Origin of the sequence: Thalassospira sp. MBR-102, from assembly GCF_040549275.1 — a bacterium.
GTDB classification, from domain to species: Bacteria; Pseudomonadota; Alphaproteobacteria; order Rhodospirillales; family Thalassospiraceae; genus Thalassospira; species Thalassospira xiamenensis.
Window position 1 is genome coordinate 344188 of record NZ_JBEPTC010000001.1, and the last position, 16891, is coordinate 361078.

Annotated in this window: 16 protein-coding genes; 8 read left to right on the forward strand and 8 right to left on the reverse strand. The window is 54.8% G+C overall.

What is annotated here, in order from left to right; all coding sequences use genetic code 11:
* Positions 1–3: 3 nt before the first annotated feature.
* From ABIE64_RS01670 to ABIE64_RS01680, 3 genes are all read right to left on the reverse strand, one after another.
* Positions 4–1134: an imelysin family protein gene (locus tag ABIE64_RS01670; protein ID WP_354376464.1), complete on the reverse strand. Its 1131-nt coding sequence runs from the start codon at positions 1132–1134 to the stop codon at positions 4–6.
* Positions 1135–1170: 36 nt separating this feature from the next.
* Entirely contained in the window at positions 1171–2628 is a 1458-nt protein-coding gene (locus ABIE64_RS01675; RefSeq protein ID WP_354376465.1) for a di-heme oxidoreductase family protein, read from the reverse strand.
* 96 nt (positions 2629–2724) lie between these two features.
* The gene (locus ABIE64_RS01680) at positions 2725–3993 is read right to left on the reverse strand and encodes an imelysin family protein (protein WP_354376466.1); all 1269 of its coding nucleotides are present in this window, start codon (positions 3991–3993) and stop codon (positions 2725–2727) included.
* Between the two features lie 231 nt (positions 3994–4224).
* Here ABIE64_RS01680 and ABIE64_RS01685 point away from each other — a divergent pair, with 231 nt between their 5' ends.
* A complete protein-coding gene (locus tag ABIE64_RS01685) occupies positions 4225–4923 on the forward strand; it encodes a cytochrome b/b6 domain-containing protein (RefSeq protein WP_354376467.1) in 699 nt (232 codons plus the stop codon).
* 115 nt (positions 4924–5038) lie between these two features.
* Here the strand turns inward: ABIE64_RS01685 and ABIE64_RS01690 are convergent, their stop codons facing one another.
* Positions 5039–5503, reverse strand: a complete 465-nt coding sequence (locus ABIE64_RS01690) for a c-type cytochrome (protein WP_071240371.1) — start codon at positions 5501–5503, stop codon at positions 5039–5041.
* A gap of 218 nt (positions 5504–5721) precedes the next feature.
* On the opposite strand from ABIE64_RS01690, the gene ABIE64_RS01695 reads away from it, so the two are divergent.
* The 4 genes from ABIE64_RS01695 (at position 5722) to ABIE64_RS01710 (ending at position 9499) form a co-directional block, all read left to right on the forward strand.
* Entirely contained in the window at positions 5722–7236 is a 1515-nt protein-coding gene (locus ABIE64_RS01695) for an NAD-dependent succinate-semialdehyde dehydrogenase (RefSeq protein ID WP_247643578.1), read from the forward strand.
* A gap of 524 nt (positions 7237–7760) precedes the next feature.
* Positions 7761–7919, forward strand: a complete 159-nt coding sequence (locus ABIE64_RS01700; protein ID WP_156484639.1) for an RSP_7527 family protein — start codon at positions 7761–7763, stop codon at positions 7917–7919.
* A gap of 166 nt (positions 7920–8085) precedes the next feature.
* Complete coding sequence (locus ABIE64_RS01705) at positions 8086–8871, forward strand: alpha/beta fold hydrolase (RefSeq protein WP_354376468.1); 786 nt, start codon at positions 8086–8088, stop codon at positions 8869–8871.
* Between the two features lie 13 nt (positions 8872–8884).
* Positions 8885–9499: an NUDIX domain-containing protein gene (locus ABIE64_RS01710; RefSeq protein WP_354376469.1), complete on the forward strand. Its 615-nt coding sequence runs from the start codon at positions 8885–8887 to the stop codon at positions 9497–9499.
* Positions 9500–9512: 13 nt separating this feature from the next.
* Here the strand turns inward: ABIE64_RS01710 and ABIE64_RS01715 are convergent, their stop codons facing one another.
* Entirely contained in the window at positions 9513–10253 is a 741-nt protein-coding gene (locus tag ABIE64_RS01715; protein ID WP_007090832.1) for an SDR family NAD(P)-dependent oxidoreductase, read from the reverse strand.
* 143 nt (positions 10254–10396) lie between these two features.
* Here ABIE64_RS01715 and ABIE64_RS01720 point away from each other — a divergent pair, with 143 nt between their 5' ends.
* Positions 10397–10777 (forward strand): hypothetical protein, encoded by a 381-nt coding sequence (locus ABIE64_RS01720; protein WP_037992407.1) that lies wholly within the window; start codon positions 10397–10399, stop codon positions 10775–10777.
* Positions 10778–10906: 129 nt separating this feature from the next.
* On the opposite strand, the gene ABIE64_RS01725 is transcribed toward ABIE64_RS01720, so the two are convergent.
* From ABIE64_RS01725 to ABIE64_RS01735, 3 genes are all read right to left on the reverse strand, one after another.
* On the reverse strand, positions 10907–12196 hold the full coding sequence (locus ABIE64_RS01725) for a polyhydroxyalkanoate depolymerase (RefSeq protein WP_037992408.1): 1290 nt from the start codon (positions 12194–12196) through the stop codon (positions 10907–10909).
* Between the two features lie 665 nt (positions 12197–12861).
* Positions 12862–12993, reverse strand: coding sequence for a hypothetical protein (locus ABIE64_RS01730; RefSeq protein WP_255356831.1), 132 nt, complete (start codon positions 12991–12993; stop codon positions 12862–12864).
* A gap of 303 nt (positions 12994–13296) precedes the next feature.
* Entirely contained in the window at positions 13297–14280 is a 984-nt protein-coding gene (locus ABIE64_RS01735; protein WP_051682424.1) for a helix-turn-helix transcriptional regulator, read from the reverse strand.
* Between the two features lie 274 nt (positions 14281–14554).
* Here ABIE64_RS01735 and ABIE64_RS01740 point away from each other — a divergent pair, with 274 nt between their 5' ends.
* Together ABIE64_RS01740 and ABIE64_RS01745 are read left to right on the forward strand one after the other, a co-directional pair.
* Positions 14555–15829, forward strand: a complete 1275-nt coding sequence (locus ABIE64_RS01740) for an ABC transporter substrate-binding protein (protein ID WP_341363582.1) — start codon at positions 14555–14557, stop codon at positions 15827–15829.
* A gap of 137 nt (positions 15830–15966) precedes the next feature.
* Positions 15967–16890 carry a carbohydrate ABC transporter permease gene (locus tag ABIE64_RS01745; RefSeq protein WP_007090837.1) on the forward strand — a complete coding sequence of 308 codons (924 nt, stop codon included), beginning with the start codon at positions 15967–15969 and terminating at the stop codon, positions 16888–16890.
* The last annotated feature ends 1 nt before the right edge of the window (position 16891 follow it).

Consider the following 16891-nt stretch of genomic DNA (forward strand, 5'->3'; position numbering starts at 1 on the left):
CGCCTAGTCGCCATCAAGCGCGTTAAAACCGCCGCCCAATTGCGTCGTACCGCCAACGTCGCCCTCAACCAGCGTATTCACGAAACTGACCTGATCGGCGAAATCTGATAGTTTCTGATAGCCATCGGGCTGATCAAGCAACTCGACAATCGAGGCAGGCAACTGATCAAGTCCGTCTGACATGGCCTGCCAGTTCAGCCGGAAGGATCGATCCAGAAGGCTGCTATCAATCAGGGCCGAAAGGCCTTTGCCTTCTTCGCCGGTATCGCCCCACTTGCCGTCATAAATCGCAAACAGCCCGGTCAGGTTATGGGCAATGTTGCGCAGGGATCGTTCGGAAGTCGGGCTTTCGGCGCGGCTGGCTTTGCCATCCTTCGGTCCGTCGCCAAGCGGTCGGCCAAGTTTCTGACTGACAATGATCAGAAGTCCTTCGTGAAGCGCACGATAAAGGTCGGTCGCGGCAAATTTGGCATCCGGGTAATCCATACTATCAGGGCCGGCTTCGATCATGCCTTGGGCAAATGCCGGCCATTCATCGACCAGTTCACCGGTCATGCGTGCCAGATTGGCGCCGACGGCCCCACCATAACCGCACAGGAACACGCCATCCTCGTCATCGTCCAGAAGCTTGGGTGACAGCTTGTCATCAAAGAGAACCTGCTCAAGCGCCGGGAACCCCTGCAACGCAGCACTGGTTTCGGCGATTTTCTCCCCGTCGGTATAGATTGCGGGCTTATCAAACATCAGTTTGCGGAACTGCCTTGTCGCCGTACCATGTTTGTCAGGCCAGTATTCGATATGCTGATCACGGCCATTGGCAATCAGCGGTCCCATGCGCCAAGGCTGCACTTCCTGCCAGATATCCATGGCCGCATGGAAATCTTCGCGTACTTCGTCAAGGCCATCCTGATCGGGCTCGGCACAGAAATCATCCATTTCATCGGACAGGTTTGTTGTGGCGTCATACAGCGCATCAAGCTTGGGTGGCATGACCTCACCCAGAAGATGTTCAAGCACCGGGCGGTAATTTTCATCGGGGATATCGGCGCGCGCGCCGGGCGGTGCCAGCCCCACCGTCAGCAAGGCAGATGCCCCCAAAAGGGCGGCTTTGCGAGTGCGAAACAGGAAAGGCATGATATCCCCCGAACAGTAAGGCTTATAAAATAACGCTTATAAAGAATTCAAAAACGCGATCAACTTGCTGCGATCCGATGATGGCAAGAATGTGACGGCGTCACGCGCGGGTTTTGCCTCTCCCCCGTGCCACAATATGGCTTCCAGAATGTTGCGCGCCCGCCCGTCATGCAGGTATCCGGCACGTGGATCAATTTCCTTTGCGCGGCCCAATCCCCAAAGGGGCGGGGTGCGCCATTCCGTTCCGCTGGCATCGGCTTCAGGCCGGTTGTCGGCAAGCCCGGCCCCCATATCGTGCAATAACAGGTCGCTATACGGCCAGATCACCTGCCCGGATTGCTCCGCCAGATCAGTCTGTTCGGGCAATTGATAGCTTGGCGTGTGGCAGGCTCCGCAACCGATTGAATTGAAAATCTCACGCCCTGGGATCACCTCCGGATCGGATACGTTTTGTCGCATCGGCGGGGCTATGTTACGGGTGTAATAAAGCACAAGGTCGGTGATCTGCCCGTGCGCTTCCAGATTGTCAAATTCCGGATCATTACCATCCGGCGCACCACGGCACAGTGTCTGGGCTTCGGTGCAGTCACCGTATCCGTTGGGATATAGTGGGGTTGAAAGGCCGATATCGAACTGGAATGCATTCTGGTTCTGCTGATCAAGGCTTGGCATTCCGGCTTTCCAGCCAAACCGCCCGATGGCAAGCTCATCCTTTGCAATATCCCAAACCCGGTTGACCCGGCCCGATATGCCATCGCCGTCATGATCTTCCGGATCCGCGCTCGCAAGCAGTACTTCATCGGGAATGGCTTCCAGAAGCCCAAGCCCGATCATCGGCGGTGCAATGCGCGGCGATATCATCACATCGTCGTGCAATGGCCCATAAGCCAGATCGCGCATGCCATAGGTCGGATGGCGCAATTCGACTCTGGTACCATCGGCTAGTTCGACGGTTTGCATGTCATAACTGACGGTGACCTTGCCTTCGGCTTGAACGGTCGGGATCGAAAAATCCTGAAACTGGCCGCCATAAACCGGATCGGGCAGGGTGGATGCATGGCCTGACGCCAGTAATTCCCGATCCGCATCATTTTGCGGCGGGATCGACAGGCGCAACAACATCGACGTCGCCCCGGCAGACGGATCATCTTCATCAACCGGATGGCCGCGGCCATTTCTGATATGGCACCCGTTGCAGGCCCGTGAATTAAACAGCGGCCCCAAACCGTCTGCTGCCTTGGTGCGCGTTGGGGCGGTTACCCAAAGCCTTTGAAAAAGGGCCTCGCCAAGCTTGAAATCAAGCCGCTTTTCAAAGGTCATATTGGCCGAATGATGGGTGAATGCCATTCGTCCGGTTTTCTTTTGCCAGGTGGTCGCCCCGCCCGGCAGGGCATCGGCGGGTATGGTTTCATCGGCAAATGCCGGTGTCATTGCCCCAAAAACAAGGGCGGTCGCGATCATGAAACGGGAAAGGCGCATGGCGGGAAACTGCATGGAATTCTTCTAATCGTAAAAGCGAAACGGCGGGAGAAAAATTCCCCCGCCGTCGGACTCATTTGGGGCATGACCCCGAATGCGGATCGTATCTGATCAATTGATCGAGGACGGATTGTCAAGGCTGTCCGACCCTTCGAACTCGATCCCGTCAACGCCAATCGCGGCAACGATCTGTTCGATCGATTTGGTCTGATCAACAAGCGCATCGACAAAGGTCTGAACAACGGCATTGCCGTCTTCATTGTCCATTGCGATCAGCTGGTCGAAATGCTCGCCTGCCTGTGCGCGGCTGACCATGGCCTTACCGGCCAGAACCGATGCCGCCAGTTTGGCACGCAGTTCGGTATCAAGGCCTTCATCCTTGGCGGCAACCATATCCGAAAGCGATGCGCCTTCGACGACCGAACCGTCAACACGGGTATAACGGCCAAGATAAACGTTCTGGATGCCCAGCGCATCATAGTAGTGCGAGTTGTGGGTGTTGTCCGAGAAGCAGTCATGCTCTTCTTCCGGATCATGCAGCAGCAGGCCAAGCTTGGTGCGCTCACCCGCGAGTTCGCCATAAGACAGCGAGCCCATGCCGGTCACGATTGCGGTCAGGCCCGGAACGCCGTCACCTTCAAGAACGGTCGCACGTGCTTCGCCACCATCCGCCCACTGTGCGGTCATCCATTCAAGGTCCGAAACCATAAGGTCGGTTGCGGCCTGAAGATACGCACCGCGACGGTCGCAATTGTCGTTGGTACAGGCATCGCCTGCGGCATAGTCGGTCCATGCGCGTGCACCGGCACCGGCTTCGGTTCCGTTCAGATCCTGACCCCACAGAAGGAATTCAATGGCGTGGTAGCCGGTTGCAACGTTGCTTTCAACGTCGTCAATCTCATGCAGGCTTTCGATCAGTGTGGCATCGATGGTTGATGCATCGATGGTTTCACCGGAAATGCTCAGGCTCGGATTGGCAACGACATTGGCGGTATAAGCCGGGTTTTCTTCGTTTTCTTCGCCGTAAAGGTCAGTTTCGACATAGTCGATCAGACCTTCGTCAAGCGGCCATGCGTTAACCTTGCCTTCCCAGTCATCAACGATCGCATTGCCGAAACGGTAAACTTCGGTCTGCTGATACGGCACGCGTGAGGCCAGCCATGCGGATTTCGCAGCATCAAAAGTCGCCTGCGACGGATTGGACACCAGCGCATCAACAGTGGTCTGGAGCTGTTTTGCGGTGATGAGCGAATCTTCGTAACCGGCATGTGCAATATCGGCATAGGTGGTCAGGACGTCTTTTGCGTCCGGCGCGGCATAGGCCTGTGCACCAAGGGTGGTTGCCAGTGCAGCCATCCCGAGAATTTTAACGAATTTCATAGGAGTTCCCATCTGTCCCTGAAGGTGAGCCAAGGGCATAGCCCGTGATACTTCGGGGTAATTGTTACTGCTTGTGATAATGATTTGCAAACTCGAAATATCTCAACAAGCAGATTTTCCACATTTTTTGCTGTGATAAACGGAATTTGACCTGCACTTTTGCCAAGATCGGGGCATCATCAAACAAATGCATGATGCGACCGCCAACAAGCAGAAAGAGGGGACCTGAGTATGAGCGATGATACAGAACCGCAAAAAACCGTTCGGCTTTGGGATTTTCCCGTCCGTCTGTTCCATTGGGCATTGGTGATCGCGATTGCGACATCCTGGTGGTCCAATCAGGAAGTCATGATTGATATCCATGCCCTTGCCGGATACAGCGTATTAGCACTGGTGCTGTTTCGCACAGTCTGGGGATTTGTCGGCAGTTCCAACGCACGGTTTTCCAGTTTCCTTGCCGGTCCAGGCAAGGTGATCGGCTATATGCGCAAATTGCCAAACGGCTCGGTCCGCGACCTGACTTATCCAGGGCACAATCCGGCGGGCGGCTGGATGGTTATTGTGCTGATCCTGCTCGTGGCGATACAGGCGATAAGCGGCCTTTTTGCCAGCGAGGATACCTTCCTCTTCTTTGATGGTCCGCTGGTTGCCTATGTCAGTTCCGATGTCGCCAGCACGATGAATTTCATTCACCACACCAACATCAATCTGATCTACGCCGCGGTAGCACTGCATGTTCTGGCAGCGATTTTCTATCTGATGATCAAACGCGAAAACCTGATCGGTGCAATGATCACCGGCGTACGCAATGTCCCCGAAAGCATCTCGGCCGGCTTTCTGCAAATCCGCTTTGCCTCCCCGGTCCTCGGGATTGCGATTCTCGTGGTTTGTGGTCTGGCGGTGTGGGGGATGGTCACGCTGGCGCGCTGATAAAGAAATCCCCGAAAGGTTTTTCCTGTCGTGCCGCCGGGGGAGGGCAGCAGGGGGGGATGACAGGGCCTTTCGGGGATGTCCGAGCTTGCTCGTGCCCGGCATCTTCGATCTGTTACTTCGAACGGTATTCGTCGTGGCAGCCTTTGCAGGATTTGCCAAGTTCGCCAAGGGCGGCACCCATTGCGCCCTTGTCACCGGCTGCGGCCGCAAGGTTCATCGCCGCGGTTTTCATTTCCGGGAAACGGCCCGAAAAATCGTCCCAGTTTGTCCAGACATCCGGTTTGGCGGTTGTTTTTACCGATGCGTCGGCTGTATTGGGTTCGAACGCGGCCGGGGCGGCAGTGGCGGAAAACGCAATGCCATTGGCAAGGTTGCGGATCACACCATCGGGCAGTTCGCACTGGCCCTTCATGTAGCAGCCAAGTGTCCCCATCGCACCACCGATGCCATCCATCAGCATCTGACGGGTTTGAACGGCTTCATTATCCATTGCCTCGTCGGCCTGTGCAGTTCCAAATGCCCCCAGACCAAGGGCGAGGGATGCGGTCATCAAACCTGCGGTCACAATATGCTTCATGGCTCTCTCGTTGGTTGTCTCTTCGAAACTCTCTGACGGATCCGGGGCACTGGCGTGCTGCCCCGGCTGTTTTAATTCTTATATTAAGGTCATAAGCGTTGTTGCCTATGACTTGCCGCTGCGCTTAGTCTCCCAATTGCGCCCCGAAATTCGGAATCACAACCGCGTGATCACCGAATAAATTATTGTAAATGACGTGCACAAGGAAACGCCCCCAAATGTCCGCTGTGTCCAACGCCGCCCCCGATGCCAGCCAAACCGCCATTCGTGAGGGCAGATCGCGCGCCCGCAAGCTGATCGCCGACTGGAACCTTGATAAGGCATTCATCAATGGCGAATGGGCGCGTGCTGATTCGCGCGAAGCCATTGATGTGTATGATCCGGCAACTGGCAAGGTTATCGGCGATGTGCCCTTCACGCGCACTTCCGAGGCAAGGCGCGCGATTGATGCCGCCGATGCGGCGTTTCCGGCATGGTCGCGCATGCTGGCAAAGGAACGATCCGGTTACCTTAAACGTTGGCGCGACCTTCTGGAACAGTATCAGGATGATCTGGCCGCCCTGGTCACGCTTGAACAGGGTAAACCCTATGATCAGGCCTTGCGCGAAGTCGTCGGCGCCATTGCCTATGCCGAATGGTATGCCGAGGAAGCTAAACGCGCTTATGGGCAAACCATGCCCGCGACCCAGCGTGACCGGCGCGTGGTTGTGCAAAAGCATCCCGTGGGTGTTGTGGCGGCGATCACGCCATGGAACTTCCCGTTGACGATGGTGGTGCGCAAATGTGCCCCGGCACTGGCGGCGGGGTGCACAATTGTTGTCAAACCAGCCGAAGATACCCCGATTTCGGCACTGGCCGCCGCCAAGCTTGCCGAAATGGCCGGTTTCCCAGCCGGAGTGTTTAACGTTGTGACCGGCCAACCCATGCCGATTGGTGAGGCTCTGACCGGGGATCCGCGCGTACGGATGCTGTCCTTCACCGGCTCTACCGAGGTCGGCAAACGGCTGATGGTGCAATGTGCGCCGACGGTCAAGAAACTGTCGCTTGAACTGGGCGGCAATGCGCCTTTCATCGTGATGGATGATGCCGACATCGATGCCGCTGTGGCTGGGGCCATGATTTCCAAATTCCGCAACAGCGGCCAGACCTGCGTTTGTGCCAACCGCATTTTCGTGCAGGACGGGGTTTATGAAAGCTTTGTCGAAAAATTCATCGCGGCAAGTCATGCGCAGACCATCGGCAACGGCTTCATTCCCGGTACGGATATTGGCCCGCTGATCAATCGTCAGGCGGTGGCAAAAGTTGAACGATTGATCGATGATGCGAAAAAACGTGGCGCGACCCTGCATTACGGTGCTGACCGCCCCGAAGATGGCCATTTCATCCGGCCGCTTGTCATAACGGATGTGCCCCTTGACGCCGATTGCTTCAACGAAGAACTGTTTGCCCCGGTGGCACCGGTCTATCGTTTCAGGACCGAGGCCGAGGTGATCGAACTTTCCAACCGGGTACGTGCCGGTCTGTCATCCTATCTTTTCAGTCGCGATATCGGCCGTATCCAGCGGATTGCCGATGGGCTTGAAACCGGGGTGGTTGGCATCAATGATGGCACCACGTCCCACGAAGGTGCACCATTTGGCGGCGTGAAGGAAAGCGGACAGGGCCGCGAAGGCGGTCATTGGGGGCTGGAAGAATATCTTGAACCCAAATATCTGAATTATGCACTGGGTTGAACCCGCGAATATTCGCTGACTTTCGTAAGATAATTTGAAGATCGCATAACGGCAATTATGCGCACCACTATTGCCGTTCTCCGATTTCTTAATCAGCCATGCAAAATTGAACGGTGCGCGATTCCAGGAATCGAGTCTGCAATTTAAAACCGATTTGTCGGCAAATTGCCATTTAAGACCCCGCTTTAAGCATCGAAATCGCCCTGTTTGATCTGCCTCAATCCCTTTATATGCAAAGGATAGAGGTCTAATTGATCCGGCCTGTTCGGATTGTGTTTGAACTGTGTAAAACGGGTCGGGGAAAATTTCGTTCAAGTTGAATGGTTTATTTGTCATGAGACAATCATGCGTCTTTCGCATGAAATGATTATGACGGACTTGTGTCTGGATATGCGTCAAATGCATGGGTGAGGTGAAAAAACTCGTCTCGTCGGATCGAATAAACAGGCGTACACCGGCTTCAGAACAAATCAACGCGAAACCGGAGCGCACATAGCTCCGCCTGTTATGGAAAGGATAAAGCCATGCGTCGTTATGGTGATTACGATCTGACCACGCTGCAGCGCGAAGCCGAAAAACTCCGTGCTCAGGCGATCCGCAAAGCCGTTGTTACTTTGGCCCGCAAAATTGCTTCCCTGTTTGGCGGTAACCGCCTTCCGGGTGGCCGTCCGGCTGGTGCCTAAGCTTAACGCTTGGCGATGAATACCGGGTCGAATGACCCAAAAAACACCCCCGCATTCCTCCCATGCGGGGGTGTTTTGATTCCATCCCCACCACAGGGCTTCACGCCACCGTCCGGTCCCGCTATTAAAGGGAATAACCAGATAACCTGATTGCGGAGCGTGCCTGATGAAACTTGCCCATTATGCCTTTGGCGAAGAGAACCGTGACAATGGCACGCTTGTGATCCTGCACGGGCTGTTCGGGCAGGCGCGTAACTGGACCGCCATCGCGCGGCGTCTGGCGGAAAAATATCATGTGATTACCGCCGATCTGCGCAATCATGGCCGGTCTGAGTGGGATGCGAACATGACCTACGCGGCGATGGCATCGGACATCGCTGAGCTGATCCGGGATGTTGCCAATGGTCCGGTTCACCTGATCGGACATTCGATGGGGGGTAAGGCATCAATGGTGCTGACGCTGTCACAGGATGCCGATCTGGTGGCCGATCTGGTTGTGGTTGATATTGCGCCTGTGACCTATGACCATGACTATACCGACTATATCAGTGCCATGAAGTCGGTGGATTTCGATGCAGTATCGCGGCGCGCCGAAGTCGAAGATGCACTTGTCCGTGGCGTTTCGGAAAAGGGCGTGCGTCAGTTCCTTGCGCAGAATGTCGCAACCGACAAGGAAACCGGCAAAATGTCATGGCAGGTCAATATCGATGCCATGGCAAACCACCTCTCCGACATCACCGGCTGGCCCGAAACGGCCAATGGCAGTTTTGATCGCGATGTGCTGTTCATATCCGGGGCCAATTCGCATTATGTCGATCCCAAGGACCGCGATCACATCAAGTCGCTATTTCCCAAGGCGGCCTTTACCAGCATCAAGGGCGCAGGCCATTGGGTTCATGCCGAAAAACCCGATGCGGTATTGCTGACCCTGTCGGCATTTCTGAACCGCTAACGGATATTTTGACATGACAGAGCTTCCCAAAGGTTGGAACTTGCCGGAAAACGACGATATCCGCGTTCAGAACATCGAATGCCTGTCGGACAACTGGTATCACCTGTACCGCGTCAGCTTTGATCTGCGCCGCAGCAACGGCGAATGGCAGCATCAGCAACGCGAAGCCTATGACCGGGGCAACGGGGCGGGCATCCTGCTTTATAATCGCGGGGCTGGCACCGTGGTTCTGACACGGCAATTTCGTCTGCCATCCTTCGTGAACGGCCATGAAAACGGCATGCTGATCGAAGTTCCGGCGGGTTTGCTTGACGACCGCGATCCGGCATCCGCCGTGGTTGCCGAAGTCGAAGAAGAAACCGGCTACAAGATCGGCAAACCGCAAAAGGTGTTTGATCTGTTCATGAGCCCCGGTTCGGTTACCGAACGTCTGCACCTGTTCGTGGCCGAAGTCACAAGCAACCACCGTGCGGGCGAGGGCGGCGGCTTGCATGAAGAGGGCGAGGATATCCACGTGCTTGAAGTGCCCTTCAAGGACGCACTGGCCATGATCGCGGATGGTCGCATCAGGGATGCCAAAACGGTGATTCTGTTACAGCACACCTTGTTGAAGGGGCTGTTTGATTGATGTTTTTGCAGCTTTACCAAGGTAATTCGCTACCATCATAGGCAAAGAAACCGCCGCTTTGTGATGGTTGCAGCCCGTCAATCACCATCAACATATTGGCCGTTGCCAAATCGGGGCTTTGTACATTGAGCCCCGATTTGGCAAACGGGCCCGAAAGGCCGGTATCAACCGTGCCAGGATGCAGGGCGACGCAGATGGCATTGCGTTTGCTGCGTGCAAGTTCGATGGCGGTGCATTTGACCAACTGGTTCAATGCGGCCTTTGCGGCACGATAACCGTACCAGCCGCCCATCCGATTATCGCCGATGCTACCGACCTTTGCCGACAGGGTGGCAAATACCGATTTGCCGTCGCGCGGCAATAACGGCGTGAAATGCTTCATCAGCAAAGCCGGGCCAATGGCGTTGATCAGAAACGATTTCGCCATGTAATCGGCATCAATCTGGCGCAATGATTTTTCCGGCTGAAATACCTCGTCATGCAGATAACCGGTGGCATCGATGATCAGGCGAACGGATTGGTTCTTGGCAGATGCCTTATCACGAACAAAGGCGGCGGCATTTTCGATGCTGCCGGGATCGGCAAAATCAATGGCTGGCTGGGTGCTGCGCGATAGTTCGATCACACCATCGAACCGGCCACAATCGCGAAGATGTTTCACAAAGGCCCGGCCGATGCCGCCGGTTGCCCCGATTACAATTGCGATGCTGGCAGCATCAAAACTTTGCAGTTTGGGGGCGGGTGGTATCGACATGATCTGATCCCCGATCTGGTTTTCTATCCTGTCTGTTTTACGTAGGCAAAACCGTGTTGGTTTATGGATTGTCACAGTAACGGATTACACCCGTCTCAGATGCGTCAGTTATCCTTTATCTTTCGCAAATCCGGGACAATCCAATGCCATATGTTTTTAGCCAGGCCGCCGATACCGAAGCCATCGCCGAACGGGAATGGGGCAAAGCGGCTCAGATCATGTTTACCGGCTTTTCATCGTGCATCGGGATCATGGCAATCAAGAACAATGAGGTCATCGGTGTGCATCTGCCACTGCGTGATGGGAATAACGCGGTGACCAATGACGATATCGATACGGCAATCGGATTGCTGGATGGTGGGGCGTATCCTGTCGTGATCGGATCGATCAGTGCATGGGAAGCATCGGCGTCTGCGGTCTATCAGCATCTGGTCGATACACTGCATCCGGTTGAACAATATGCCTATGGCGACGGGACCTATGGTGGCGAAATCGTCAATGGCCGGATTCAGCCGCGCTTTTGACGTCAAGCTGACTGATGATCGGGGCGTGAACACATCCCCATATCCCCCGTCTCAGGCATCAAAGCCAAAAGCCGCCCCGGATAAGGGCGGCTTTTGAGTGTTCTATTCATCCGAGGATCGGGGCGCTGCCTATTCGGCGGCTTCGATCCGGGTCATGTCGGGCGCGCTTTGGCGGCCTTTGCCCTGCTGGTCGTGGCGGCGGATGAAATCCTTGATCCGCGGGCTGATCTGTTCGCGCCAGCGACGACCGTTAAACACGCCGTAATGACCAACGCCCTTCTGGATGTGATGCATGCGCATATTATCGGGCAGATTGCTGCAAAGCTTGTGCGCGGCACGAGTTTGTCCCATGCCGGTGATATCGTCGCGTTCACCTTCGACCGTCAGAAGGGCGGTCTTGGTGATGGCGGACGGTTCAACCGGAACTCCCTGCCAGCGCATCGTCCCTTCGGGCAGCTGATGTTCGTGGAACACGGCTTTCAGCGTCTGAAGATAGAACTCGGCACTCATATCCATCACTGCCAGATATTCATGATAGAAATTGCGCTTGGCATCGGCACTTTCGCCGTCGCCTTCGACAAGATGGGTGAACATCTCGTGGTGGGCGGAAACGTGCTTGTCCCAATTCATGCTCATGAACCCGGCCAACTGCATGAAGCCAGGATAAACGCGGCGCATCACACCGGCATGGGGCAGCGGTACATGCGAAATGACATGGCGTTCAAACCAGTCCAGACTGTGCTGTTTGGCGAAATTGTTGACCTCGGTCGGGTTTTCACGCGTATCGACCGGGCCGCCCATCAGGGTCATCGATGCCGGCTGGCACGGCTCGTTACCTGCTGCCATTAGCGATACGGCGGCAACCACCGGAACGGATGGCTGGCACACTGCCATCAGATGCGTATTAGGGCCCAGCTTGCGCAGGAACTGCATGACATAGTCGATATAGCTATCAAGGTCGAAATGACCCAGATGCACCGGCACCGTGCGCGCATCGATCCAGTCGGTGATGTAAACATCGTGATCGGGCAGTAATGCCTCGACCGTGCCGCGCAGAAGCGTCGAGAAGTGACCTGACAGCGGGGCCACGATCAGAAGCCGCGGATCGTCGGGCTGATTTTTAAGGTGATCGGTTTCGCGTTTGAAATGCAAAAGATTGCAGAACGGTTCGCTGTGAACGATTTCCTCGGTCACGGCAACGGTTTCACCATTGATGATCGTGGTATCAAGGCCAAATTCAGGCTTGCCATAACGATGCGTGATATGGGTGAACACATCAAACGCGGCGGCCGCCGCGCGGCCCTGATGGGTATAGGCAAGCGGGTTGACCGGATTGCGCAGCCACTTCTTGCTGGCATCTGCCGCCATCCGCAATGGACTGATGGTGGCGTGCTGCAGTTCATAGAGATGGTACAGCATTAATCTCTCACTCCCCGGCGATGCAAAGGTTCGGTGGTGGGGTGCATCGACCGTGTTGGTCCCCGGCTGCATTTTTCCGAAAGGATTTCCGGTGGGCAGGCCTTCTGATTTTCGTAAGTTCCGAACCCGCGTCCGGCCGTTTTTTGCGGGTGACCATCCGGGGTTCAGCTGATTGCGGGCTAAGACACCGCAAAATCACGATAAACAGAAATCCTGCAATTCATCAGAATCCTACGATACTTCAGGTTTCAATCAATAGCCTAAAAGTATGATGAATTTCCAAACTTTCGTTTTTCACCTTGATTCAAACCAACATTCGGGGTGCTGTCGAGTGAAATTTTGCAATGCAGCGTAAGTTGTTGCGTTGCAATAATAGTTTTTCCCTGAAAGATGAGGTAAATCCGTCCTGATCTATGCAATGGTATAGTATCTGCGGGACTCGAGGTCCGAAAGAACCAATCAAAGAAAAACGCTGCTGTCGGGGAAACAGCAGCGTCAAGTAGCGCGGAATAACGAAAGTAATATGCAGGTTACAATTTACGTGACCCGGACCGATGGAAGAGGGACGACCGACAGACGGGACAGGGTATGGGTGCGGGGTTGCCTGCCGGTCGTCACCCTGGATGGGAAGTCCATCCGGGTCTCGTAAAAGGTATGAGCTTTGATCAGATCAGACCGCGAAGGGTTTGCGCCATTCCCAGTCCAATCACGAACAGGAAAAATCCGGTGCTTCCGACCACGGCGACCGTGCTGCAAAGCTCGTTTAGGCGGTTCGGATTTTCAAGCAACTTCATCATGGCGATGTCCTCCTCAATCTGTCTGAAGAAACCATACTGATCCCGTTTTGTTCTCACAAGAACAAAATTAGAACAAAGGCCGATTAAATTGTTAAGTTGATGTTTTTAAATGAAATTTATTTGTTCTCGATGTTCTCTTTTTACTGCTGAAAATGAGAACATCGATGGTGAACACTGTGTGTCAGGTCGAATGAAACCCGCAGAAAACAAAGGCTTTACGCGAGTCTTCAAGGGGGTGGGCCATAGGAGAACGCAAAATGGAACATCGTCGCATTCCAGATGTTCCGTATTGCTTCGCAGGACCTATTCTGCGGCGGATGCCGGAATGGCTGTGCGGCGGTCCGGGACACCGTCGACCTCGCTTGGCAGCGGGCGGGCCGGAACGGCGCCGATGCGGGCATCGGGCATCGGTGGGTGATCGGGGAACTGGCCATGAATGCGAATGTTTTCGCGATAGTCGCTGGCTGATTTTCCGCGATACTGGCGAAAACGCCGGTTGAAGTTAGACAGATTGCTAAAGCCGTTATTTTCGGCGATCTGATAGATCGGAAGATCGGTGCGCGATAGCTGCACGCAGGCCCGCGAAATCCGGTATTCGTTCAGATATTCGACAACACTGCGCCCGGTATAGCGTTTGAACAGCCGGTAAAAACTGCTTTCACTGACCCCTGCCACATCGGCAAGCGATGAAACCCGAAGCGGTTCGGCGTAATGGGCATGAATGAAGGCCAGTGAGCGATCCACCCGGATAGATTCGCTATTCTTCCCGGCTTCGCCGCCAAAATTGGCCGATGCCAGCGGTTTGTCGATCCCGGCAAGCAGGGCTTCAAGCAGTTCGATCATCAGGATAAAGCGCCGCCGCGGTTTGGCATCATCAAGATGCGGGCAGATTTCCCGAACCTGTTCCACGGTTTCATCGCGAAAGGAAAGACCGCGGCGCGCACGGGCAAACAATTCGTGAAAATCGGCAAATTCAACAAAATCCCGCGTGAGGTTTTCGACCCATTCCTGCGACAGCCAAAGCACATAAACCTCGATCGGGCGGGACGGATCAATGCGTTTGCATTCCCAAAGATGGGGCAGGTTGGGGCCGACCATGGCGAAATCCAGCCCGTCAAACGTCTGCCGATGATCGCCAATCAACCGCGATCCTTTGGCGTTGAGCGTCAGGGTCATTTCATATTCGGGGTGCTGGTGCCAGTTGCAGCGAAAATCATCCCAGACATAGTGAAAATAACCCCAGCTATATCCCTGTGGATTCGTGATCCGTTCCTGAATGATCCGCATATCGTCCTACTATTCGTGTCCTGATCGCCGCGAATTTGCAGAATAGTATCATCCTTTGAAGGATATGACACTTTGAAAAGGTGCGATGAGGCGTATCCTTTTTCAATCGGGCGGCTTCGCGCCGGGAAGCAATCACCAAAACAGATTGCAGCCGGTGATTGCATCTGGGGGTCCGGTACGGGTGCCCGACCCGGACAAAAAGACCAATCAAAACGAACAAAAGCAGCTGCCAAAAGCTGTATGGGAAAACCGATAACATCCTAGGGAGGTCTCAATGACCTTGATGAAAAAATTGCTCGCAACGGCGGGCGTTCTTGGCGCAGCTTTCGTGATGGCCGGACCGGCCAATGCCGCAAAAATTTCTATTTCCTGTGGTGCCGTCGGCCAGGAACTTGCGCTTTGCCAGGAAGGTGTCGATGCATGGGCAAAGCAAACCGGCAACGAAGTTGCGGTAATTTCCACCCCGAATTCGACTACCGAACGACTGGCGCTGTATCAGCAGATTCTTGCTGCCGGATCATCCGATATCGACGTGTTCCAGATTGATGTGATCTGGCCGGGGATTCTTGGCAACCACTTCATCGATCTTAACGAATACATGGCGGACGAGGCCAAGCAGCACTTTGAGGCCATTGTTACCAACAATACCTTTGAAGACCGGCTGGTCGCAATGCCGTGGTACACGGATGCAGGCGTGCTGTATTACCGCAAGGATCTGCTGGAAAAGTACGGCGAAAGCGTTCCTGAAACCTGGGAACAGCTGACTGCGACGGCTCAGAAAATTCAGGAAGGCGAACGCAAGGCCGGTAATGACAAGATGTGGGGCCATGTGTTTCAGGGCCGCGCCTATGAAGGGCTGACCTGTAACGCGCTGGAATGGGTGGTTTCGTTCAATGGTGGTTCGGTGGTCGAACCGAATGGCGATATTTCGATCAATAACGATCAGGCAAAAAAGGCGATTGAAACCGCATCAAACTGGGTCGGCACCATTTCCCCCGAAGGCGTTCTTGGCTATGCCGAGGAAGAAGCGCGCGGTGTGTTCCAGTCAGGCAATTCGGTTTTCATGCGCAACTGGCCCTATGCCTGGGCATTGGCCAATTCGGCAGACAGCCCGGTCAAGGGCAAGGTCGGTGTTGCTGCCCTGCCCAAAGGCGCTGAAGACGGCCGTTCGGCCGCAGCCCTTGGTGGCTGGCAGCTCTCGGTTTCGAAATATTCGGAAAATCCGAAACTGGCGGCCGATCTTGTGAAGTTCCTGACATCTTACGGGGAACAGAAACGCCGTGCGATCAAGGGTTCCTATAACCCGACCATTGCCGATCTCTACAAGGACGAGGAAGTCCTTTCTGCCAATCCGTTCTTTGGCGATCTGTACGAGACATTCACCAGTGCGGCACCGCGCCCGTCAACCGTGACCGGTTCGAAATACAATCAGGTATCAAGCGAGTTCTGGCAGGCGGTGCATGCATCCTTGTCGGGATCGCAGAACGCCGATCAGGCGATTACCGGACTTGAACGCAACCTGAAACGTGTGAAACGTTCCGGCTGGTAAACAGGGTTTGCAACACCGGGAGGCTCTTGTTTTCCCGGTGTTGCTCCAATCCTGTTTTCGTACCGGCTTTGCTTTGGCCGGTTTGATGGATGGCGGTCATGATCGATCATCCCCCTTCAAGATCAAGAGCGGTTCCCATGGCGCAAGCTTCGTCCCTGACGCGTGCAAGACGGCGTTCGGCATGGCTGTTTTTAACACCGATGCTGGTCATTCTTGCCGCAGTGGCCGGTTGGCCGTTGCTGCGGACTTTCATCTTCGGTTTTACCGATGCAAATCTTTCCGACCTTGGCAATTATGGCTTTATCGGCTTTGAAAATTTCTATGCGGTTTATGACGGCGAGACGTTCGGCCTTCTGGCCGATCCGGAATGGTGGCAGGCAGTCTGGAACACGATTTACTTCACCGTGATTTCGGTTTCGCTTGAAACGGTGCTGGGTATCATTGTGGCCCTTGTCCTTAATCAGGAATTCAAGGGGCGCGGTCTGGTTCGGGCGGCGGTTCTGATCCCGTGGGCGATCCCGACGATTGTATCGGCCAAGATGTGGAACTGGATGCTGCATGACCAGTTCGGCATCATCAATGATCTTCTGATGTCACTGGGGCTGATTGCATCGCCGGTTGCCTGGACAGCCAATCCCGATACGGCAATGGTCGCGGTAATCATGGTCGATGTCTGGAAAACCACGCCATTCATGGCGCTTCTGACACTGGCGGCCCTCCAGATGCTGCCAAGTGACTGTTACGAGGCCGCCCGTGTCGATGGCATTCATCCGATCCGGGTGTTTTTCAAGGTGACATTGCCGCTGATCAAACCGGCATTGATGGTCGCCGTGATCTTCCGTGCCCTTGATGCATTGCGTGTGTTTGACGTGATTTATGTTCTTACGCCGAACAATCCGAACACCATGACCATGTCGGTCTATGCCCGGCAGCTTCTGGTCGATTTTCAGGAAGTCGGATATGGCTCGGCGGCATCAACACTGCTGTTTCTGGTCATCGCCTTTTCGATCATGGCCTACATGATGATCGGTCGGGTCCGGCTTGACGAAGGGGGACATTAAG